General features: G+C 51.2%; 22 protein-coding genes. 17 read left to right on the top strand and 5 right to left on the bottom strand.

What is annotated here, in order from left to right:
* Positions 1-2 precede the first annotated feature (2 nt).
* The gene (locus DMN77_RS11440) at positions 3-1163 is read right to left on the bottom strand and encodes a COG1470 family protein (protein WP_179015038.1); all 1161 of its coding nucleotides are present in this window, start codon (positions 1161-1163) and stop codon (positions 3-5) included.
* Between the two features lie 259 nt (positions 1164-1422).
* Between DMN77_RS11440 and DMN77_RS11445 the strand changes: the two genes are divergently transcribed.
* From DMN77_RS11445 to DMN77_RS11455, 3 genes are read left to right on the top strand one after another with little or no spacing between them, the layout of a single operon-like run.
* Positions 1423-2004: an RNA polymerase sigma factor gene (locus DMN77_RS11445; RefSeq protein ID WP_179015040.1), complete on the top strand. Its 582-nt coding sequence runs from the start codon at positions 1423-1425 to the stop codon at positions 2002-2004.
* Positions 1997-2827, top strand: coding sequence for an anti-sigma factor domain-containing protein (locus tag DMN77_RS11450; protein WP_179015041.1), 831 nt, complete (start codon positions 1997-1999; stop codon positions 2825-2827). The genes DMN77_RS11445 and DMN77_RS11450 overlap by 8 nt, the downstream gene beginning before the upstream one ends.
* Positions 2828-2851: 24 nt before the next feature.
* Positions 2852-3646, top strand: a complete 795-nt coding sequence (locus tag DMN77_RS11455; protein WP_256872357.1) for an MBL fold metallo-hydrolase — start codon at positions 2852-2854, stop codon at positions 3644-3646.
* A gap of 107 nt (positions 3647-3753) precedes the next feature.
* Here DMN77_RS11455 and DMN77_RS11460 read toward each other — a convergent pair whose 3' ends face one another.
* The 3 genes from DMN77_RS11460 to lplA all read right to left on the bottom strand — a co-directional run bounded on the left by DMN77_RS11460 (position 3754) and on the right by lplA (position 6364).
* Positions 3754-4557 (bottom strand): Cof-type HAD-IIB family hydrolase, encoded by an 804-nt coding sequence (locus DMN77_RS11460; protein ID WP_179015043.1) that lies wholly within the window; start codon positions 4555-4557, stop codon positions 3754-3756.
* Between the two features lie 298 nt (positions 4558-4855).
* The gene (locus DMN77_RS11465; protein ID WP_068780062.1) at positions 4856-5074 is read right to left on the bottom strand and encodes a hypothetical protein; all 219 of its coding nucleotides are present in this window, start codon (positions 5072-5074) and stop codon (positions 4856-4858) included.
* A gap of 285 nt (positions 5075-5359) precedes the next feature.
* Positions 5360-6364 carry a lipoate--protein ligase gene (lplA, locus tag DMN77_RS11470; RefSeq protein ID WP_179015044.1) on the bottom strand — a complete coding sequence of 335 codons (1005 nt, stop codon included), beginning with the start codon at positions 6362-6364 and terminating at the stop codon, positions 5360-5362.
* 352 nt (positions 6365-6716) lie between these two features.
* Here lplA and cobD point away from each other — a divergent pair, with 352 nt between their 5' ends.
* From cobD to DMN77_RS11525, 11 genes are all read left to right on the top strand, one after another.
* Positions 6717-7811 carry a threonine-phosphate decarboxylase CobD gene (cobD, locus tag DMN77_RS11475; RefSeq protein ID WP_483874236.1) on the top strand — a complete coding sequence of 365 codons (1095 nt, stop codon included), beginning with the start codon at positions 6717-6719 and terminating at the stop codon, positions 7809-7811.
* Entirely contained in the window at positions 7808-8536 is a 729-nt protein-coding gene (locus DMN77_RS11480; protein WP_179015047.1) for an adenosylcobinamide amidohydrolase, read from the top strand. Before cobD ends, DMN77_RS11480 begins: the two co-directional genes overlap by 4 nt.
* Positions 8536-9504, top strand: coding sequence for an adenosylcobinamide-phosphate synthase CbiB (cbiB, locus tag DMN77_RS11485; RefSeq protein WP_179015258.1), 969 nt, complete (start codon positions 8536-8538; stop codon positions 9502-9504). Before DMN77_RS11480 ends, cbiB begins: the two co-directional genes overlap by 1 nt.
* A 140-nt stretch (positions 9505-9644) precedes the next feature.
* A complete protein-coding gene (locus DMN77_RS11490) occupies positions 9645-10505 on the top strand; it encodes a hypothetical protein (protein WP_179015049.1) in 861 nt (286 codons plus the stop codon).
* Positions 10506-10906: 401 nt separating this feature from the next.
* Positions 10907-12226 (top strand): hypothetical protein, encoded by a 1320-nt coding sequence (locus DMN77_RS11495; protein WP_179015050.1) that lies wholly within the window; start codon positions 10907-10909, stop codon positions 12224-12226.
* A 96-nt stretch (positions 12227-12322) separates the two neighbouring features.
* Positions 12323-13339 carry an NAD-dependent epimerase/dehydratase family protein gene (locus DMN77_RS11500; protein ID WP_068780068.1) on the top strand — a complete coding sequence of 339 codons (1017 nt, stop codon included), beginning with the start codon at positions 12323-12325 and terminating at the stop codon, positions 13337-13339.
* Between the two features lie 29 nt (positions 13340-13368).
* Positions 13369-14409, top strand: coding sequence for a dihydrodipicolinate synthase family protein (locus DMN77_RS11505; RefSeq protein ID WP_068780194.1), 1041 nt, complete (start codon positions 13369-13371; stop codon positions 14407-14409).
* A gap of 17 nt (positions 14410-14426) precedes the next feature.
* Positions 14427-15110: an L-serine ammonia-lyase, iron-sulfur-dependent subunit beta gene (gene sdaAB / locus DMN77_RS11510; protein WP_179015052.1), complete on the top strand. Its 684-nt coding sequence runs from the start codon at positions 14427-14429 to the stop codon at positions 15108-15110.
* The gene (gene sdaAA / locus DMN77_RS11515) at positions 15107-15991 is read left to right on the top strand and encodes an L-serine ammonia-lyase, iron-sulfur-dependent, subunit alpha (RefSeq protein ID WP_179015053.1); all 885 of its coding nucleotides are present in this window, start codon (positions 15107-15109) and stop codon (positions 15989-15991) included. Before sdaAB ends, sdaAA begins: the two co-directional genes overlap by 4 nt.
* A gap of 2 nt (positions 15992-15993) precedes the next feature.
* Complete coding sequence (locus DMN77_RS11520) at positions 15994-17181, top strand: M20 metallopeptidase family protein (RefSeq protein WP_179015055.1); 1188 nt, start codon at positions 15994-15996, stop codon at positions 17179-17181.
* 17 nt (positions 17182-17198) lie between these two features.
* Positions 17199-18101: a Gfo/Idh/MocA family protein gene (locus DMN77_RS11525; protein WP_179015056.1), complete on the top strand. Its 903-nt coding sequence runs from the start codon at positions 17199-17201 to the stop codon at positions 18099-18101.
* 368 nt (positions 18102-18469) lie between these two features.
* Here the strand turns inward: DMN77_RS11525 and DMN77_RS11530 are convergent, their stop codons facing one another.
* Entirely contained in the window at positions 18470-18619 is a 150-nt protein-coding gene (locus DMN77_RS11530; RefSeq protein WP_179015058.1) for a hypothetical protein, read from the bottom strand.
* Between the two features lie 436 nt (positions 18620-19055).
* On the opposite strand from DMN77_RS11530, the gene DMN77_RS11535 reads away from it, so the two are divergent.
* The 3 genes from DMN77_RS11535 to DMN77_RS11545 all read left to right on the top strand — a co-directional run bounded on the left by DMN77_RS11535 (position 19056) and on the right by DMN77_RS11545 (position 21989).
* Entirely contained in the window at positions 19056-19703 is a 648-nt protein-coding gene (locus DMN77_RS11535; RefSeq protein ID WP_256872366.1) for a TetR/AcrR family transcriptional regulator, read from the top strand.
* 16 nt (positions 19704-19719) lie between these two features.
* A complete protein-coding gene (locus DMN77_RS11540) occupies positions 19720-20325 on the top strand; it encodes a histidine phosphatase family protein (protein WP_179015060.1) in 606 nt (201 codons plus the stop codon).
* A gap of 212 nt (positions 20326-20537) precedes the next feature.
* Entirely contained in the window at positions 20538-21989 is a 1452-nt protein-coding gene (locus tag DMN77_RS11545; RefSeq protein WP_179015061.1) for an aryl-sulfate sulfotransferase, read from the top strand.
* Positions 21990-22002 lie beyond the last annotated feature (13 nt).

Here is a 22002-nt window from a genome sequence, read left to right on the forward strand (position 1 = left end):
CTTCACCGTCTCCCAAACTTGCGGAACAGATAGTAGATAGCTGCACAGACGGCCAGGATGATAATAACCCCGATCCAGCCCCAGAGGACAGAGGATTTAACCGTGATGCGCAAATCGGCAGATGAACTCTTATTTGCGGAAGAGGCGGTCAGACTAACGACATAATCTCCGGCCAGCGATTTATCGCTTGATTTGATCGTTGCGGTGACTTGCTTGCTTTCGCCCGGGGCGATCGAGGTAATCGACGAAGGCTCAAAGGAGACCTCCCAGTCCGTAGGCGCATTGGAAGTGAAGGAGAGATCCTGCAGCTCCGCCGATCCTGTGTTGTTCACAACAAAATTCAGCTTGCGCTCTCCTCCAGCCTTAATATCTGCGCTCAGCAGATCGTTTGTCGTCGTGAACTGCATATTGTATGTTCCGGTGACGACTGCCTCCAGGGTGGCTTGAGCGTTCGATTCCCCGCTGGTCGCGGTGATCGGAATTTTGTAGGAGCCGGCTTTCACCTGCTCTGATGGCTTCACCTGAATGGAGATCGTCTTGTCCGTGTTCGGTTCAATCTCGACGGAAGTTACACTGCTTGAATCCGCATTGAAGCGGACATCCCAGCCCTGCTCTGCCTGTGCACTCAGCGCGTAGGTTTGCTTCTGAGAGGTTCGATTCTTGAGGACAGCGCTATAGGTAAAGGTAGAATCAGAGTGTCCTTCCATATTGGCTTGGTCCACAGACAGTTCCGATTTAAAAGTACCTTGCTCCGAGACGTTAATAACGAGCGGGAGAGAGGTATCATCTGCATTTAGCCTGAAGTTATAGCGACCTTTATTAATTTTGAGCGGGACTTCGAGCTGTAAATTGATGGTCTGTGTATCACCTGCTTTGACGGCCACACGGGAGATCTCTCTGCCTCCAGCGGTTAGGTTGTATTTCCAATCCGCAGAAGCGGAGTCCAACGATAGATTGGCAGAAGACGTAGAAGTACCGTGGTTAATCATATCTATGGAGTAAGAGACGGTTTCACCTGGAGCTGCTGACCATTCGAGGTAGGGCGTATAAAGTTCGAGTGCGCCGGCAGCGGCGGCCTGATTCGGGCCTGTAAAGGATGTGCCAACCAATACAAGGAGCATGAGCAGCAGCATGGCCGCTGTCTTTCGTAAAGATCGAAGCATATTGAATCCTCCTAAGTTAAAATGATCAAGGCGAACGACCGGGCTATTTCAATATAAAAATGTGTTAGCGATGGGCCCCTCGCTAACCTTGACCCCCTTCATCGTTGCCATCTATGGATGGTACGAACGAGATTTCAGTTTGGATCTATCATGTTCAAAATTTTTTGAACTCTCACGCAAAGGGGTTTTCAAAAGCTGAGCTTTTTGATACAACGGGAGATAGAAGAGAAGAGGAGAAAAATTGCGGGAGGGAAGGGGCATGGACCTGCAAAATGAAGAGATGTCAAGGCGGCTTCGCGAAATGTGCGATGGTTCGGTCGAAGCCTTTGACAGCTTCTACGGTTATTATTCTCCCTTTGTGATGCAAGTGGCCGTTCGCCTGTTGGGCGAGCGGATGGAAGCGGAAGATGTATGTCATGAGGTGTTCCTTGAGGTGCTGCGGCGGGGGAGTCAATACGATGCTGGCCGGGGTTCGCTCAAGGCCTGGCTTGCAGTGATGACGAGAAGCCGCTGTCTGGATCGGCTTCGGCGAAATCGACGGATGCAGTATCTCGATGCGGAGGAGCTTGAACAAGCTTCTGCTTCCCAGGAGGAAGTCGTCATTTCCAGACTGGAGCGAGAAGCGCTGCGATCGGCTGTATATAGGCTGCCGGATACTCAGAAGAAGGCGATTCTCGGTTCTTACTACTCCTCCCGGACGCAGCAGCAGATGTCTGAGGCTTGGAACATACCGATTGGAACGGTAAAATCCTGGGTCAGGTATGGAATAGCCAATCTGCGCAAGCAGATGGAGAAGCAGGGTTGGGTCAATACGGCGGAAAGGGGGCGGCGGCATGAATAATGATAAGCTCCATAGCGATGCGGGGACGGACTTGCAGCATTTATGCCAGGAAGGCTATACAGAGGAAGCTTGGATCAATTACCTGATCGGTACGGAAGGTTCATTCAAGCGAACAGAAATGAGCCGCCATTTAGCACGGTGCCCGGCCTGTCAAAAAAGGTGCGAACAGTGGCAGGAATTGCTGCCGGACAAGGATGGAAAGATGACGCTGGCGAGCGATCTGCGGGCCATAGATGACACCACTCAAATCGAGCAGGCTATGAAGCCATCGAAGCGGATTTACAAAAAGCTGCGGTTCAGAGTGCGGATGCTTGGAATAAGGCGGAGCGCCGGAAGATTCCTGTCTGCCAAACGCAGGCTGGTGATAGCGCTTGGGGCCGTATGCATATTGCTAGCGGCGGTCGGCGGGATTATGCGGATGAATGACCCTGAAACGGAATGGAACAGCTATGTGAAAACCTATGAACCCGCGGCGATGAATGTGATGTCGAGTCCGGACAGCGAATTCTATCCGATCAGTCTGGGAAGACCTGTACCAAAGTCGGGAGTTGTCTGGTACAATTCTCACTCTGGAGAGCTGCTGATGCTTGTGGGCGGTCTGATACCTCGTGAAGATCAGGTCGTCCGGGTATGGGCGGTCAGGGAAGGAAGCCGCGATGACCTGGGAGTGCTTCAATACCATGCTTACCGAGCCCATTTGTATGTTAGAGACCGGGTTCTGGATCAAGCTGATATCATTCTATCGATCGAGCCGAAGTCTGGCCCGTTCGATCTGTCTGAGACGGAGACGATTTCGGTAGGAATAACAGGGGCGACAGATTAAACAGAAAAGGGATGGATTGCCGAAATGCAGAATACCGGGACAGATCAACTGGTGTTTCTTGGTACAGGTGATGCGATGGGTGTACCAAGACTATATTGCGATTGTGAAGTATGCACGGAAGCAAGGAGCTCCGGAAAGAACCGGAGGTATCGTTCTGCAGTGGCCGTAGAATGCGAGGCGGGGGAGCAATTTATGATCGATTGTGGTCCGGATTTTCGGGTCAGCATGGAGCGGCGCAGCCAAAGATTTATAGGGCACATGCTGATCACGCACGCTCACTTTGACCATATCGGAGGTTTGCCGGAATGGGCCGATGCCTGTCGCTGGCTGGGTAGAAGAGGGCAAATGTATGCTCCTCGTGAAGTCGTGGACATCATTTTATGTCAATACCCTTGGTTGGAAAGGAACCTCGACATCCATTTTGTAGATGAAGATATCGCATTAGCTGGATGGAAGATACATGGCTGGAAAGTAAACCACGGCAAGAACGGCTATTCCTACGCCTATCGCTTTGATAAACCCGGTTATGCCTGGGCTTACTGCTCGGATTCTATCGATCTGCCGCCGGAGCAAAAGGCCCCGCTCCATGGGCTGGATCTGTTGATCCTTGGAACAAGCTTCTATGAAGAGCTTGCCGAATTCTCTACGAGGTCTGTCTATGATGTAACGGAGGCACTGGGTCTGCTGCAGGAGATTAAACCAAAGCGTACGATATTTACACATATGTCTCATGATATTGATCAGCGCAAGGATTATGTACTGCCTGGGAGCGCATCCTTTGCGAGCACTGGAATGAGCGTACCGCTAGGGAAGGACTAGATGGTTATAGTCTAGTCCGATAACAGCAGGACAAAGAGAAAAGGGCCTCAAACCCACTTCTGCATGGATTTGAGGCCCTTTAAGCTCGAAAACAACCTGTGGGCTAATTATTGCTCCGGTTGCAGTACAAACTTATCGATGGCTGCTTTAACTCCATCTTCATTATTGCTAAGCGTTACATAATCGGCAAGCTCCTTCAGAGCTGGAATTGCGTTGCCCATTGCTACACCAAGGCCGGCAGCCTTCAGCATTTCGTGATCATTCCAGGAGTCACCAATGGCTATTGTCTGCGACATATCACAGCCAAAATGAGCAGCCAGGAACTTCAGGGCATGGCCTTTTGTACCTTCACGGTGCATAATTTCCAGAAAATTCGGCTTCGACTTCGTAATATGCACATCCTCGCCCAGCAGCTCGCGAAGCCGAGGAGCGATTTCATCCAAATAGTCGGGGTCATCGATGATGAGCAGCTTCGGTGTTGGATGAGCGGCCAGCTTGGCGACATCAGGTTCTATATAATACTCCGTCCGGTTCAGCGTCGTGTAATCGATCAGCTTCTGATTTTCTTCCCGGGCGAAGAGCTTATCATCAATATAAGTCTGCAAGTGCAAATGGTGCTGCATGCAGTAATCGAACACCTTGCGGACCGCCCCCATAGGCACATAACGTTCATATAGCACCTTCTCATCGAGAAGGTTTTTAACTAGGGATCCCTGATAGGTTATGATCGGTACATTCATTCCTATCTGGCGGGCAATCGCTTGGGCCGAGGCATAGGCGCGTCCGGTGGCCAGTGTAACGATGACCCCCCTGGCAATCGCTTGCTCCAGCGCCTGCTGGGTGGCCGGGGTAACTTCCTTGCTGTCGTTGATCAGAGTATCGTCGATGTCGATGGCAATCAGCTTGTACATGGTCCCTCTCCTTTGATGGTTTCTTTATCTATCGATAGCTTAACTACCTCTATTGTACCTTTCAGACTATATAATTCAATTCCAATCCAGAAAAAAGAAATAGAATCAACATTCTCATTCAGGGGATGTATGCAGCCTTATGGGCTCATCTCATGCCAATTGCGGTTATGTAGGCTGTCCTGAACCCTGATCTCTCAGGGCGAGGACAGCCTTGTTTGTCAATGTGCTGACGGCGGCGTCAAGCAGCTTGCGGAGAAGGGAGGATTCCACAGCTTTGCATCCTTGCTGCATCCGTTGATTATTCACCACCACAAGGGAAAATTTCACGGATTTTACAGAGCGGAATCTTTACGCGAAGAAGTACTTCACCGCGGCAAATGCGGAGCACAAGGCAGTTACTGGATACAAAAATAATAACACCTTCGAGCTCGCGGCCGTCTCTTAATACGATAAGAACCTCTTGATGCAAGAGTCTCCGCGCCCTGTCGTGCAGCGTTTCTCGTCTTTGGTAGCCCATATGATAGCTCACCTCTTTCTATTAAGATAATGCATCATATGAGAATCTATTTGATTTTGATAGGGCTAATAGATTGATATGAAGGAAAATTGGAGATTAGCTTGGCTCAACTAGCTTAATAGAGAAAGCTAGAGTAGGGGGGAGCTAATAATAGAAGGTCAAGAAATAGAGGATTGCGTTGACGATTCGCAGAAATTGGCAAGCTGAAAATAAAAAAGGCCCGGACAAGAACGCTTTGGGAAAGAGCTTGTCCGGACTGGGGTTTACTATCTAATTTTCCAGGTACTATTCCTCCAGGAATACGAGACCGATGAAATCATCCTTGTCGATGTTGCCGAAATAGTATTTGACATCGATATCTGCAAGTGCTTCACGAACCGCGCTTTCTTCATAGCGCAGTCCTCTAAGCTTGTCCTCAATATCACCTACATCTCCAACACCGAAGAAGTCGCCATAGATTTTAATGTTGCGAATATGCCCCTCTTCGATATCCATACGCAGGTCAATAATGCCTGCAGGGAACTTCTTGGCATGCTTCACATTGCTGGCTGGGGACAGACCGTAGTTCCAATCCCAGTTCTTATAGCGCTGCTGTGAAATTTCATTGATTTTTGCCCAATCGGCTTCAGTTAATTTGTATTGCGGCACTTGATCTGCTTCCATTCCGAAAATATGACGCAGCAATTCTGCACGGAATTCCTCCACCGTCATTTTGTGATCCATGAAGTCGCTAATATTAGCGACACGGCTGCGCACCGATTTGGTACTCTTGGATTTGAATTTTTCCGGATTAGCCTTCAAGGAAGCCTGGACATCATCCAAATTGGAGTTGAACATCAGTGTGCCGTGGCTGAACATCCGTCCCCGTGTGGAGAATTGGGCATTGCCGGATATTTTCTGCTCACCGACCTGAAGATCGTTGCGTCCCGATAGCTCGGCATTAACGCCCATCGATTTCAAAGCTTCAACAACCGGCTGAGTGAATTTGCGGAAATTGTGGAATGAATCACCGTCATCCTTTGTAATGAAGCTGAAATTGAGGTTGCCGAGATCGTGATAGACTGCGCCGCCTCCCGATAGACGACGAACCACTTGAACTCCGTTCTCCTTGCAGTATTCCTGATTGATCTCTTCGATCGTATTCTGATGCTTGCCGATGATGATCGACGGAGCATTGATATAGAACAACAAATAACTGTCGTCCTCAAGCGGGAGATGCCTTAATGTATATTCTTCAATAGCGAGGTTAATCGAAGGATCGTTAATTCCTTGATTGTCAATAAACAGCATATGTTTCAGCCTCCATTGCCGATGAGATGTATTCTTTGTATTTTCACTTCTATTGTAAACCAATTGCAAGTCAAACCAAAGTGCTGTCGTCATTTATTCATGAAAAATGCATGTAATTCTTCGTCCACATGTCGGCAGGGAGAGGAGCGCCGTTTTGCCGCAGGCAAAACGTGATACAGCGTATTGGAACGAGGAGGCGTGAATCCATGTGAAAACAGCAGCAAATATTGGCGGCTGATGATTGACGTGAGTCAGAGCATATCTTCATAATGGTATAATCATATTTAATCATACCTGAGAGCAGTTCAAACCTTTGGACTTTTTTGATAGAGAGGAAGAGAGCAGTATTATGTTGCTGGAAGTGTACGGACATGGCGGAGATTTGCAGACCGCCGCAGAACGTTACGGAATAGCCCCGGAGCAGATGATGGATTTGAGTGCCAATATTAATCCGCTTGGTCCGCCGCCTGGCTTGCTGGATAATTTGCAGAGGGTTCTACCGGAAATTATGAAGTATCCGGACCCCGGACATCGTCGCTTGGTGTCCTTGTTAAGCAGGCGTTATGCTGTGGAACCGGGCTGTCTTGTGATCGGCAACGGAGCTGCCGAGAATATGGCACTGGCTTTGTTGGCCCTAGCTCCAATGAAGGTGGGCATCATTGAGCCATGCTTCTCGGAGTACCGGACATTGGCTGAACAGTTTGGCGCACAGGTCAGCTCTGTGTTTGGATCAGCGAAAAGAGCCTTCCGGGCGGAGCCGCAAGATGTTGAACGCTTGATAAGGGAGACGGATCTTGTATTTCTGGGACAACCCAACAATCCGAACGGGGTGCAGTATCCGCTTGATGAACTGCGCAGATTTGCGGAGGCTGCCGAGCGGAGCGGCACTTATTTAATAGTCGACGAAGCTTTTGTTGATTTTATACCTGAACTGCAGAGACAGACGCTGCTGCCAGAGCTGACAAAGTATAGCCAACTTGTACTCATCCGCTCAATGACCAAATTTTATGCAATTCCTGGGCTAAGGCTCGGCTTCGCGATGGCTGCGCCGGAGCTTGCGGCCAGGATGCGTAGCAAGCAGGTAACCTGGAGCGTCAATTCGCTGGCACTGGCCGCCGGAGAGGTATGTTTGCAGGCCGACGAGGCTTATGAGCAGGCGACGATCGCCCTCATTGCGGAGCAGCGCAAGCTGCTGCAAGCAGCCTTGCTGGAGCTGGGCTGCGAGACATGGCCAGGAGAGGCGAACTTCATGCTTGTCCGTTTGCCTGAGGACTGGACAGCAGCTGGGGTTCAAACGGAGCTTGGGAAGCGCGGAGTGCTTGTTCGTAGCTGTGCGATGTATGCAGGGCTTAGTGAGCGCGATATTCGGATAGCCGTCAAAGGAGAAGATGAAAGCCAGAGACTGCTTGCGGAATTGAGCGCTGTGCTGGGAGGTAAGACAAGATGACTTTGCCATTTATAAATGGAGCTGAACAAGGGCTTTATGAATCGCAGGCTTGGCCGGGGCTGAAGCTTCTGCGAGAAGAGCGCCATTTGATGCCTGCGCCTCCGACTCCGCTTCGTGTTGTCAGCAGCGCCGTATACGGAGGCGGCATGCGAGAGCTTCGCCAAATTGTCAATATATATGTGGACAAGCATTATCGCTGCGATGATCCGGAGAAGGATATTCGCAAATTGCTGCAGGAGTGGGGGATCCCCGAGCAGGAGACTGCCGGATTGCTGACGGCGGTGAGGCTGCGCTACGCGGCGGTTGCCGAGGAGCGCACCAGGGATTACGCCGTATTTTGCTGCGCAACGGCGGGGGCTTCGAACTCCGCGCGAGCGGGAGTTCAGCGGACAACGTTCCCGGCGCTCTGGACGCCGGGGACGATCAACATCCTGCTGGCGGTCGACGGCAGGATGACGGATGCAGCGCTGGTGAACGCCGTCATCACGGCGACGGAGGCCAAGACCGCAGCGCTGCAGGACCTCGGCGTGCTTGACGCCGAGAATGGGCTTGCGGCCACCGGTACCACGACGGATGCGGTCGTGCTTGGCGCCAGCCAGCGGGCCGATTGGCCGCTGCTGCATGCCTATGCCGGGACCGCGACCGATCTGGGCGGCACGGTAGGCCGTCTGGTGTACGCCACCGTGAGGGAATCGCTGCGCGCCGCAGCGGGTGAGCGCCGATGATGGCGGCGTGGTGGGTGCTGCCGGCGGCGTATGCCCTCGATCGGCTGCTCGGCGATCCAAGATGGCTTCCCCACCCGGTCATCGGGATGGGGAAGGCGATCGCCGCAGTCGAGGCGCTGCTGCGCCGCCTGTTTAGGCCCCGCCACTACCGGGCGGCGGGGCTGCTGCTGCCGCTGACGGTTGTCGGCGGCAGCTTCGCCCTCACCTGGGCCGTGCTGTATTTGCTGGCCCAGGTGAACCCGTGGCTGTCCGCAGCCGCAGAAGCGATCGTCATCTGGACGACGATCGCTTCCAAGGGCTTGCGGGACGCCGGGATGGAGGTGAGCGCCCAGCTGCGCAAGGGCGACCTCCCGGCAGCCAGACGATCGCTTGGCATGATTGTCGGCCGCGACACGGGCCATCTCGACGAGCCGGAGATGGCCCGCGGCGCCGTCGAGACCGTCGCCGAGAACATCGTCGATGCGATCGTGTCGCCGCTATTCTTCGCCCTGCTCGGCGGCGCCCCGCTGGCGATCGCATACCGGGCCGTGAATACGCTGGACTCGATGGTCGGCTACAAGAACGATAAGTATATCGATCTGGGTTGGGCCTCGGCCCGGCTGGATGATGTGGCGAATTATATTCCCGCGCGTATAACAGCCTTACTGCTGTTCCTTGGGGCCTGGCTGATGAGGCTTGATGTGAAGGGGGCCGTACGCGCTGTACGGCGCGATGCTCCGAAGCATCCCAGTCCAAACAGCGGTTACCCGGAAGCTGCGGTAGCCGGAGCGCTAGGTGTTCAGCTTGGCGGAGAAAATTCGTATCATGGTGTCGTATCGTTCCGGGCTCACATGGGCGAGAAAACTCGTGAGCTTCATGGCGAGGATATTCCACGTGCGGTTGGACTGATGTTTTTCACAGCGAATGCGGCAGTCTTGCTGGGGACGTTGATTGTGGTCTGGGTGAATGGCGGATGGCATGGGATCTGAGTGTGAAGTGACATGTGAGGTTTTCATAGTAGAGATGTAGTTCAGATTAACGCAGGTTCACACATTTGCCTTGTATCAGCAGCTTGTGAATGGTCAAGTAATGAATAATAGAATCTTATGGATGGAAAGGTGGAGGAGCAATGGGATATGAATTTGTGATCGAGCCGCTAAGCTATATCGCTTTCGAGGATGAGACGGCGCAGCTGGAGCAATGCAAGGAATGGGGACTGGTCTCCGGCAAGGCAATAAAGACAAAGGCGTTCTATTACAAGGGATACGGCCAGAATCTTCCCTGCAATATTGTTGGAATGGTGGATAAAAATACCGCAGTAATTGAATTGGAAAATAAGCAATTGCACTGCATTCACCCTTCTTATTTGAAGGAGATGCAGGCGGCGAGCTATGGACAGAAGCCGGTTGCGGAGGAGGCGGGGGCGGATGATCCTGAAAATGCAGTGTCTGAGACTGATGAAGCGTTAACCTCTTCCGAGCTGGATCATAACGAAGTACAGGTGGAAGAGGGAACCTCGGAGGATGCTGAAGTGGTAGTGACGGCAGCGGCGGATCAAAATACGGAAGCAATAACGGCTGAACCCGAACCTGCTGCTGAGTCTCCCGAGGGGGTCGAACCGCCTATCGTTGATATTTCGGACCCCGATTATGCACCGAAGGAAAAAGTGAAGAAAACGAAGAAGGCGAAAATTGAACTGCCTGAGGGCAAAGTGAAAATGAAGGCTACAGTGCAGGATTTTACGACGGTACCGAATCATTTTGCCGATCGGGACGATGAAGTAATTATCTACGAGGCGGTTGCAATTCTGGAGCCGGACACCGAAATCGGAGAAGCCTGGTCCAGCCATAGCGCAACCCTTAAAAAGCTTGAGCTTGCCATCGGGGATACAATTACTTTTGAAGCGAAAATAGTGGCCAAGAAGCTGACCAAACACCCGGTAGCTTATAAAATCAACAACCCGGCCAAAATTCAAAAGGAAAACTCCTGAACAAATCGAATAGCGCCTCTTTAAGCCATTTCTAACGAAACTGAGAATCGTTATTTGGGCTGTAAAAGGCCGATAAAAATTTTAACGAAACTGGGTATCGCTATTTCAGCAAAAAAGTAGCAAAAGGCCTGCTTTTTTCGTAAATAACGATCTGTAGTTTCGTTAGATATGATTTAGTGCTTTTTTAGGTGGAATAACGATCCGTAGTTTCGTTAGATTTGAATTGACGCTCATTTTGGTGAAGTAGCGATCCGTAGTTTTGCTAGGTCTGAAATTAATGCCTGTTTTGATGAAATAACGATCCATAGTTTCGTTAGAGGAGCTGTAAAGTTCAAAAAGCAGTTTTGGGCGTTTCAATCTATCGACTTTTATTTTTAGTCAAAGAGAGGAGGAGGCTCATCATGCAAATCAAGATTGGTATTATTGGCATACGGCCGGTTGTGGACAAGCTGCTCAAAGTGCTTAAGGCGTTTCCGACGTTTATGCCGATTGTGAGGATTGTGCAGGACGAAGGCGAGGTTCCAGCGGCCGCTGAGCTGCTGATGGCTGAGGTGGAGGCGCTGATTTTGTTTGGGGCGCAATCGCACCGCAAGGTGAAGGAGAAAGTCAATGTGACGATTCCAGTGCATTATGTTCCATTAACCGGAGCAGGGCTGTACCGGACGCTGTTTCAAGCTCTGCAGACCGGTCGTTTGGACGGCGGCATCTGCATCGATTCACTGACCAGGACGATGGTTACGAATGCTCTTCAGGATCTCGGGATCGAGCAGACGAGAATCGTACTCTACAATGGTCCTGCACATGCTTCAGCGGACAAGCTGTTTGTTTTTCACCAACAACAGCTGAACGCCGGGGCCTGCTCTTTGGCGATTACCGGGGTAGAATCGGTTGCCCGCAGATTATCCGCTGCTGGTGCTGCCAATGAGTGGCTGGTTCCATCGGATCAGGATATGAGCGTAACCCTGGAGCGTGCGCTGCTGTCCACAGAATCCAGGCGGATGAAGGAATCGCAAATTGTGGTGGGCATGATCAAGGTCGATGAGTTCGGCAAGCTTGTGATGAAGCGCGGCAGCGAGCATGAGGTACAGAAGCTGAAGCTTGACATCCACCGGATGGTATTGGATTATGTTGAGTCGCTGGATGGCTATCTGACGCCGATCGGTGGCGATGAGTATTTATTTTTTACAACGCGAGGCATCTTCGAGCGGGAAACCGGCGGGTACAAGACGATTCCGCTGGCCAAGGATGCCAACCAGTCCTTCGGGATTTCCCTTAGCTTTGGAGTCGGGTTTGGAACCTCAGCCAATGAGGCGGGAACCAACGCGCGGGCTGCGCTGCGCAAATCTAGGGAAGCCGGCGGGAATACCTGCTTCATTATCCGCGAGGATCAGACGTTGATCGGACCGCTGGAAATGTCGGATCCTATACAGACTGTGCTGTCTCCTACCTACTCCATCTTAATCAAACAAGCGGAGGAAGCGGGGATGACAAGCGCTTATTTGAGCAAGCTGCTGTCTTATACGGCGAAATTCGGCAAATATGAATATACGGTGCATGAGCTTGCTGCTTTGCTTGATATTACAGTCAGAAGTGCCCATCGGCTGCTGCTGCTCTGGATCGATAACGGACTTGTTGATATTGCCGGAATGGAGAAGGTGCCAAAGGGGCGACCTCGGCAAATTTACCGTTTTTCCTTTTTAAAGGATAAGGCCATGATTTAAATTTTTTGACTATTTAAAGACTATTTAAAGATTTGTCTTTATATATCCCCCGTCGTTATGATGGAGACAGATCCACAGACGAAAGGGGAAAATGCGTTGAGAACAATTGAGGAATTGGAAGCAAAATTGGCGGAGCCCTCCGAGGCATTGGTCAAGGATTTATCTACCATCGAAGGAAATATTCTGATTCTTGGTGTAGGCGGGAAAATGGGCCCTAGCCTAGCCCGGCTGGCGCAAAACGCTGTGCGTGAGGGCGGCTTGAACAAGCGCATCCTCGGCGTATCGCGATTTTCCAATGAAGAGGCGAGACGCGAGCTGGAGGACGCAGGTATAGAGACCATTTCCTGTGACCTGTTGAACGATGAGGAGCTGATGAAGCTGCCCCATGCTGACAACATTATTTATATGGCTGGCAATAAATTTGGAACTACGGGCCGGGAGCATTTCACCTGGGGCATGAATACGTATTTGCCGGGCCGGGTGGCCGAGAAATATAAGGATTCGCGGATCGTCGTATTCTCTTCGGGGAATATTTATCCGTTTATGCCGGTCGGCAGCGGCGGAGCCAGCGAATCGATTACACCGGAGCCGGTCGGGGAATATGCCCAATCGACCCTGGGGCGGGAGCGCATCTTTGAGTATCATTCGCATAAGAACGGAACGCCGATGCTGTTCTATCGCTTGAATTACGCGATTGATATGCGCTATGGCGTACTGCTCGAAATCATCAAGTCTGTCCAGGAGCAGCGGGCGATCAATCTGACGATGGGGCATGCGAATGTGATCTGGCAGGGGGATGCCAACCAGATGGCGCTGCGCTGCCTGACGGAATGTACGAATCCGCCAAGCATTATGAATATCACCGGGCCGGAGACGATGTCGATCCGCTGGGCAGCTGAGGAGTTCGCCAAGCGGCTTGGCAAGGAAGCGATCTTTGAAGGTATGGAATCCGAGCTGGCGCTGCTCAATAATGCCTCGAAGTCCCATCAGCGCTTCGGCTACCCAACGGTGTCCTTGCTGCAAATGATCGATTGGCTGGCCGAATGGGTTGAAGCCGGAGGAGCGACATGGAATAAACCGACTCATTTCCAGGAAAGAAAGGGGAAATTCTAGTGGCTGCTACAACACTTTCACCGGAATTGATGAAAGCGCTGCACGAGGGGCTGGTCATCCCTGCCCACCCTCTGGCGTTGGATGAAAACCGTCGATTGGATGAGAAGCATCAACGGGCGTTAACCCGTTATTATGTCGCATCGGGGGCCGGTGGGATAGCGATCGGCGTTCATTCCACTCAATTTGAAATTCGTGATCCGGAGCATAATCTGCTTGAGCCTGTACTTAGAATGGCTGCAGAGGAGATCGCCAAGTCCGATATAGATCGTCCGTTTATTAAAGTGGCCGGCGTATGCGGGCCAACGGAGCAAGCGGTCAGTGAGGCGCGGTTAGCGAAATCCCTGGGCTACGATGCTATTCTGCTCAGTATGGGCGGACTGATGTCCTGGAGTGAGCAGGATATTCTGGACAGGACGAAGCAGGTTGCCAACATTATACCGGTTATCGGCTTTTATTTGCAGCCGTCTGTTGGCGGGCGGATTTTCAGCTTCGATTTTTGGCTCCAATTTGCCGAGATTCGGAATGTGGTCGCGATCAAGATGGCTCCGTTCAACCGTTACCAATCGCTCGACGTGGCGCGTGCAATCTGCTATTCCAGCCGACGGGATGAGATCGCGCTGTATACAGGCAATGATGATAATATCATTAATGACCTGCTGACCACCTACCGTTTTAAAGTGAATGGAGAGCTTGTGGAAAAGGCCGTTGTTGGCGGCTTGCTGGGCCATTGGGCCGTCTGGACGAAAAAAGCCGTCGAGCTGCTGGAAGAAATCAAGCTGGCCCGCCCTCATGGCGAAATTGCCAAGGAATGGTTAACCCGCAACATTCAGGTGACAGATACCAATGCGGCCTTTTTTGATCCTGCGCATCAGTTTGCCGGCTGTATTCCGGGCATTCATGAAGCACTGCGTCGTCAGGGCCTGATGCAGGGCATTTGGTGTCTAAATCCGCATGAGACGCTGTCGCCGGGGCAGATGGAGGAAATCGACCGTATGTATCGGGATTATCCGCATTTGCATGATGATGAATTTGTAGCAGCACATCTGGCCGAATGGCTTGAAGATCAATAAATAAGGAGGGCTCAAACATGCGATTCAAGGATGTATTTTCTATTATCGGTCCGAGCATGGTGGGCCCCTCCAGCTCTCATACTGCAGGTGCTGTGCGACTGGGAAGAACTGCACGTCATGTCCTTGGGGAGCAGCCGGAGCAGGTGGAGATCATTTTCTACGGTTCCTTTGCGACGACGCATCGCGGCCACGGTACAGATCTGGCTATAATCGCCGGTCTGCTCGATTATGATACGGATGATCTGCGAATCCGGGAGGCTTTTGAACGGGCTGAAGAAGCCGGGATGAAGGTGAATATCCGCTCTGCACAGAAGGCTGGAGTGCACCCGAATACCGCAACAATGATTCTACAACGAGGAGATCAGAGGATCGTTGTAACGGGCAGCTCTATTGGCGGAGGAAACATAGAGGTTGTCAGCATCGATGATTTCGATGTTAAATTTACGGCGATCTATCCGACGCTGCTGATCTTTCACGCCGATCGGCGCGGTATTTTGGCCGAGATGACGGATATATTCAAACATGCCAACGCTAATATCGGTTATATGGAAGTCGATCGGAAGTCGCGAAGCGGAGATGCTCTGACTGTGATTGAGTGCGATGAAATATTAGCTGGTGAATTTATCGATAGAATCTGCGGCTTGCCGGATGTTGATAGGGTTCGTCTTATTCATCTTGGTGCTAAGGGGGACAAGGGATGAGGTTCGCAAATTTAGAGCAATTGATTCGGCTTTGTGAGCAAGAAGCGGTTGCGATCGGGCAGTTGATGGTTGCAGAACAGGCAGCCGAGACGGGAAAAACGGAGCAGCAAGTCATTCTGCAGATGACGGAGTACTATGGAGTTATGAAAGAGGCGGTTCAAAAGGGGTTAGTGAGCGAGATGTTGCCTCGCAGCGGATTAACCGGCGGGGATGCCAGGCGGGTTCATGCCTACTTGCAGGAAGGCATGCCTTCCCTCGGCGAGGAAACCTGCACCGCAATGGCATATGCACTGGCGGTGTCTGAGGTGAATGCTTCGATGGGAAGAATTATTGCCACTCCCACGGCAGGCTCCTGCGGTATTATCCCCGGGGTGTTTGTCAGCTCGCAGGAACGATTTGGCTGGAGCGATGCGCATATGGTTCAGGGACTGTTCAGCGCGGGAGCGATCGGATATGTTATTGCTAATAATTCATTCGTATCCGGGGCGGAAGGCGGATGTCAGGCTGAGGTTGGCTCGGCCATCGGTATGGCTGCCGGAGCACTGGTTGAGCTGCGTGGAGGAACGCCGGAGCAGGCGGTGCATGCCGTAGGCCTGGCGTTGAAAAATACCCTCGGACTGATTTGTGATCCGGTAGCCGGTTTGGTCGAGATCCCCTGTATCATCAGAAACGGCTTTGGCGCGGTTACGGCGATGGCTGCCGCGGATATGGCATTGGCCGGAATAAGGAGCGTTATTCCGTCGGATGAGGTTATCGATGTGATGCTGGAGGTCGGTAGCATGATGCCCGAGAAGCATCGCGAGACAGCGCAGGGCGGGCTCGCGCAGACCCCTACTGGCAAGAGGATTATGAAGGAGCTGTATGAGAAAGAGGAGGGATGAAGATGAGATTATCATCATTCGTTCATGCGGGCAAACAAATTGAGGCGGAGCTGATTGCTTTTCGCAGGGAGCTGCACCGTTACCCCGAGTTAAGCTTGCAGGAATCGGAGACAGCCGCGAAGGTAGCGCAGCGGCTTGGCGAGCTTGGGATTGATTTCCGCAGTAGAGTTGGTGGAAATGGCATCGTTGCTGAGCTGACCGGGGAGCAGCCAGGGCCGGTTATTGCGCTGCGGGCGGATATGGATGCTCTGCCGATTCATGAGGAATCAGGACTGGAGTTCGCTTCTACGCGCCCGGGAATTATGCATGCCTGCGGGCATGATGCACATACAGCTATTTTGCTAGGTGCAGCGGAGCTGCTGGCCGACAAAAAAATAAAGGGTACCGTGCGCTTTCTGTTCCAAGCGGCTGAGGAGATTAATGCAGGAGCGAAGGCGATGGTTGAGCAGGGCGCGCTGGAAGGCGTTGATGAAATCTACGGACTGCATAATCTCCCGACCTTATCCGCAGGACTGGCGGCTACGAGGTATGGTTCCCTGATGGGCTCGGTCGATCGCATCGAGATTCATCTGGAAGGCCGCGGCGGACATGGAGCGATTCCGGATCAAGCCGTCGATCCGGTTGTATGTGCTGCCAATATCATTATGGCGCTGCAGAGCATTGTCAGCCGGGAGGTCTCTCCCTTTGATCCGGTTGTCGTTACAATCGGCAGCATCAAGTCGGGCGAAGCGAACAATGTGATTCCGCATTACGCGGATATGACCGGTACAATCCGTACCTTTGACGCCAAAATGCAAAAGCAGATGCCGGAGAGAATAGAGCGAATCGTCAAGCAAATAGCCGCAGGCCATAAATGCCAGGCGGAGCTCAAATATATCGGGCAGACTCCTGTGTTAATCAATGATGAGGAATGCAATCGTCATGTTGAGCAGGTGATCGATCAGATGATAGGCTCTGAGCGCAGAGTCGAGGCCCCTCCAACCCTGGCTGGCGAGGACTTCTCTGTCTATTTGCAGCATGTGCCGGGTTGCTTCTTCTGGCTGGGCTCAGGCCCCGCTGTGGATGCAAGCAGCGCTTATGGACTTCATCATCCGAAATATAGATTGAATGAAGATTGTATTCCGCTTGGTGCGGCCTTACTTGCAGCTGTAGCACAGCATAGATTAGCTGTAAACGAACATACCGTCTGAGAAAGGGGATAACAAGGTTGAAACACTTGAATATTGGAATTATAGGTACGGATTCCTCCCATTCCGTTGCATTCACCAGGCTGCTCAACGACTCGTCCGACGCCAATCATGTTCCGGGCGGGAAGGTTGTAGCAGCTTTTTTGGGCGGCTCTGAGGATTTCGCGCTTAGCGCGAATCGGGTTCAGGGTTTTATGAGTACGCTAGAGACTGAATTTGGCGTACGCCGGATGGATAGTCCGGAGGAAATCGCGGCAAGCTGTGACGCGATATTGCTTACATCGGCGGATGGGCGAGTGCATTTGGAACAATTCAAGCGGATCGCTTCCTATGGCAAGCCGGTTTTTATCGATAAGCCGTTGGCACTATCCGGCGCACAAGCGGACGAGATCTTCCGCACCGCCCGGGAGCAGCAGGTTCCATTGATGAGCAGCTCGGCTCTCAGATATGCCCGGCAAATTACCGATGATCTGGCCTTGCATGGCTCCGTGTCCGTGATTCGTGCCGATGTGGGGGGACCCTTGGATGTCGAGCCCACGCAGTCTTATTATTACTGGTACGGAATACATTCCGTTGAGCTGTTATATGGCATTATGGGCAGCGGCTGTGCGGAGGTAAATGTATTAGGAGGGGAAAAGGTGGAGCAACTATCCGCAGTCTGGTTGGATGGACGGATAGGAACAGCGAGTCTCAGCCGTCAGGAAGGAACTCCGTTTAGTGCAACAATTCAGCGCCACGGTCAATCCTCATCGATTGAGATTGATTTTGCGGCCAAGCCCTTTTATGCAAGCCTGCTTGAACAGATTATGATTTTGTTCCAGACGCGGATTTCTCCGCTAAGGTGGCAGGAGACGCTGGAGGTCATCCGCTTTGTTGAAGCCGCTGAAGAGAGCAGAAGGCTGGGCAAGCCAGTCCGTCTGTAGAGGTAATCAGGGAGTCCCAGCATCAAGTCTTGAATTCAGCCGGGCCTAGGAAGAAGCTTGCGAGGTCGTTTCATGCGAACACGTATAGCTCCGCTCCCAGGCCTCTTTTTCATCCAAGCTTCACGTTGCTGAATGGCTTGTTAAACAAACGTTTGTAAGGAATTGGAAGCGGTTGATTGGCTACCTCCTCATTGGTTTATGGGGAAGAAATTCGGAAGATAAAGAAAAAGACAAAAAAACGAAGATATGAATATAGCATTTTCCACCTCTTTACATTTTCCACACCTCAAAACACCTGATACATCAAGGTTTCTTCGTTATTTTATATTTTACATACCAAAAAATCGCGGTTGATGAAAACGCTTTATTTATGAGGTATTAACCCTCATCCTACAATTTGAATTGTCCGATACGAGAGACTCAAATTGAAGCTCCTCCGGGTGTTGCAATGCGTAGGTGGCATAGGCCAGGGCACCACGATTTCCAGCTCCGATGAGAACAGCTGTTACTTTTTTCATGAATAACTCCTCCATTGTCGATAATCATTCATTCGCTACGGTTGATGGGATAAGCCCATAAGCGTAAAGCCTCAAAATACTTAATCCACTAAACAGGGAGATACACTCAATAAAGTATATTTACATAGTGTAACCCCATGTTTATTGTAATTATATTATGGTGTTAACACAGTGTCAACCCTTATAAAAAGCTTGTAGAGACTGGCGATCGCTCGCTCGTTGGCGTAGATCTGGATTTATGCTAACCGGTTTGGTTGCGGGGAAATAGCTCAGTCGCAGTAGGGTTGATTGCGGGAAATAGCTCAGTCGCAGTAGTTGTTGATTTCAGGTACCGGATAGAGTAAGCTAGGCAGCATAAAGATTGTTTACGCAATGGAAACACTATGAACATCGAATATAAATACGTAGCGTGATGAAGGAGGGAATGCGCTTGGGTATGAAATGGGAGCAGGAATTGGATTTAATGCGTCAGTCGCGACGGGAACAAATTATGGATGCTGCCTATGAGCTTGTACTAGAGAAGGGGCTTATTTCGATCACGATTGTCGATATCGTCAAGAAGGCGGAAATTAGCCGGGTAACCTTGTATAAGTATTACAGCTCGATCCATGAGATTGTATTTGATATTCAGATCAGAATATTGAATGAGATGAGCGTGCTGTTGGGGGAGAAGCTCAAGGGCAAAAATGGGTTGGAGAAGCTGCATGATTATTTTGCTACCTTCGTCCGTATGTACCAGACCCGACCGGATTATTTTCGCTTTGCCGCCATGTTCGACCAATTCTACCAGTCCTCTTATCCAACGCCGGAGCTGGAGGAGCAATATCAGAGTTTCACGAAGCAGGGGATCGACTTGATTGAACATATTATTGAAGAAGGAATGGTTGACGGCTCGATTCGTGCAGAGACAAATCCCCCGATGATGGCGCAAATGCTGTCGCATATTATGATGGGAACAACACAAAGAATTGCGGCGCGCAGCGAAATATACAAGACAGAGAGTAAGGTCGATTCCGAGGATCTGCTTCATTATTTAGCGGATTTCTTAACCACTTCACTGGCGTCTGCCCCATCGCAGGCATAACATGGAGGGCGATACAATGAGTAAAAGCCACGAAGATGTGGAGTGGTGGCTAATCCGGCATGGGGTGACCGCATGGAATTTGCAGCGCAAATATCAAGGCCATAGCGACGAGAAAATACTGCCAGGGGAAGCTGGCGGGTTAACTCCGCTGCAAAGCCAATTGGCTGGGATATCTTTCGCTGGTGTATATTGCAGTGATCTTGAGCGTTGTCGTCAGACCCTTCGATTTATTCGTCCGGATTGGACCGGACAAGCGGTCTATGATCCAAGACTTAGAGAGATGAACTTTGGGGCCTGGGAAGGCAAAACCTATGAGATGCTGGAGCATGACCCGCTCTACCGTGCCTGGATTGACGATCCCAAGCTGCATACCCCACCCGAAGGGGAATCATGGGAGCTGTTCCATAACAGGGTCGCCGATTTTCAACGGGAGCTGGTGCAGATATCGAGGGAGCTTGCGAGCGGGAACGGTAATCCTGCAATCCTGCTCATTGTGACCCATGGGGGTGTGATATCAACGCTAAATATGCTAATGAATCCTCATGTCGGCTTTTGGGACAGCAAGGTTTTGCCCGGGGAAATTATGAAACTAAAGCTTCGTTCTAATGAGTTGGAGTGGTAAGCGGCGATTCGGACATAATACCTGAAATTTGAATTAAAATCACACTTGACAGGTATGAATTGTTGTTTTAATATGATGAAAAATCATTTTCATTTCATTGGCTTCGTATGGAGCTCGCCGATTGGATCGCCAAAGGCTTCTGGAACTCTTTTAAGGGAGAGTCCTGGGGGCCTTTTTTGTTATGAAAAAAACAACGTAAGGAGAGTGTGAATATGGGACACCCATCGGTTTATCCGACAGGGGCTACGGTCTATAGGCCAGAGCTGGCCTGGAGCGGATATACCCTCTATCAAGCTGCTGATCTGGGGGCACTGTTAGTCGATATGAACGGGAAAGAGGTTCATCTATGGAAAGGGCTGCGCGGGTTTCCAAATAAGCTGCTGCCCGGAGGATATGTACTTGGAAGCACTGCTGAGCGTGATCCGAAGTATGGATTTCAGGACGAATCTGATCTGGTCCAGGTCGATTTTGCGGGGAATATCGTATGGCGCTTCAACCGCTATGAATGGATAGAGGACCCGGGGCATGAACCGCAATGGATGGCCAGGGCGCATCATGATTACCAGCGGGAAGGCAATTCGGTGGGCTACTATGTACCTGGCTCCGATCCGAAGACAAGCGAAGGGAACACGTTGATCCTCGTTCACAAAAATGTGCATAATCCGGCTATCTCTGACAAGCCGCTGCTGGATGATGCGATCATCGAAGTCGATTATGCAGGCAATATCGTCTGGGAATGGAGTTGCAATGAGCACTTCGAAGAACTGGGCTTTGATGAATCAGCCAGAAATGTTCTGTTCCGCGACCCGAATACCCGTTTCTTCGGCGATCATGCCGGTGACTGGATGCATATCAATTCCATGTCGGTACTTGGTCCTAACCGCTTCTATGATCAAGGGGATGAACGCTTCCATCCGGACAATATTATCTGGGATGCAAGGGAGTCCAACATCATAGCTATCATTGACAAACGGACGGGGAAAATCGTCTGGCGGCTGGGGCCGGATTATTCATCCCCGGAACTTAAAGGTCTAGGCTGGATTATCGGCCAGCATCATGCACATCTGATTCCACGCGGTTTACCCGGAGAAGGCAATCTGCTGGTGTTTGACAACGGCGGTTGGGCTGGCTATGGCGCCCCTAATCCCGCTTCTCCTTACGGGGCGAAAAACGCCGTTCGTGATCATTCCCGCATTCTGGAGATCGACCCGGTGAGCTTGGAAATCGTCTGGCAATATACGCCGACAGAGGCCGGATTTCAGGAGCCGCTGGATTCTTATCGGTTCTACAGCCCCTATATCAGTTCCGCGCAGAGATTACCCAACGGCAATACGCTAATTACGGAAGGCGCGGACGGCCGGATTCTGGAAGTTACACGGTCGCATGAATTGGTATGGGAATATATTTCGCCTTATAAGAACACACGAAATGCCAATATGGTGTACCGGGCTTACCGGGTTCCATATGAATGGGTACCCCAGCTTCCGCGGCCGGAGGAGAAGGCGATTGAACCGCTTGATATCGCTAATTTCAGAGTGCCCGGTGCGGCGCCCAGGGGAGCTCATTCCGTCGTTGAAGTTGCTGGAACGATATCCTATGGCGACGGGGCGGCCTGCGTAGCCCGAACTGATGAAAAGTCATTTTATCTGAATAATATAGATTAGTTGAGGGGGGAGG

It is taken from the genome of Paenibacillus sp. 79R4 (genome assembly GCF_013393165.1).
Classification (GTDB): domain Bacteria; phylum Bacillota; class Bacilli; order Paenibacillales; family Paenibacillaceae; genus Fontibacillus.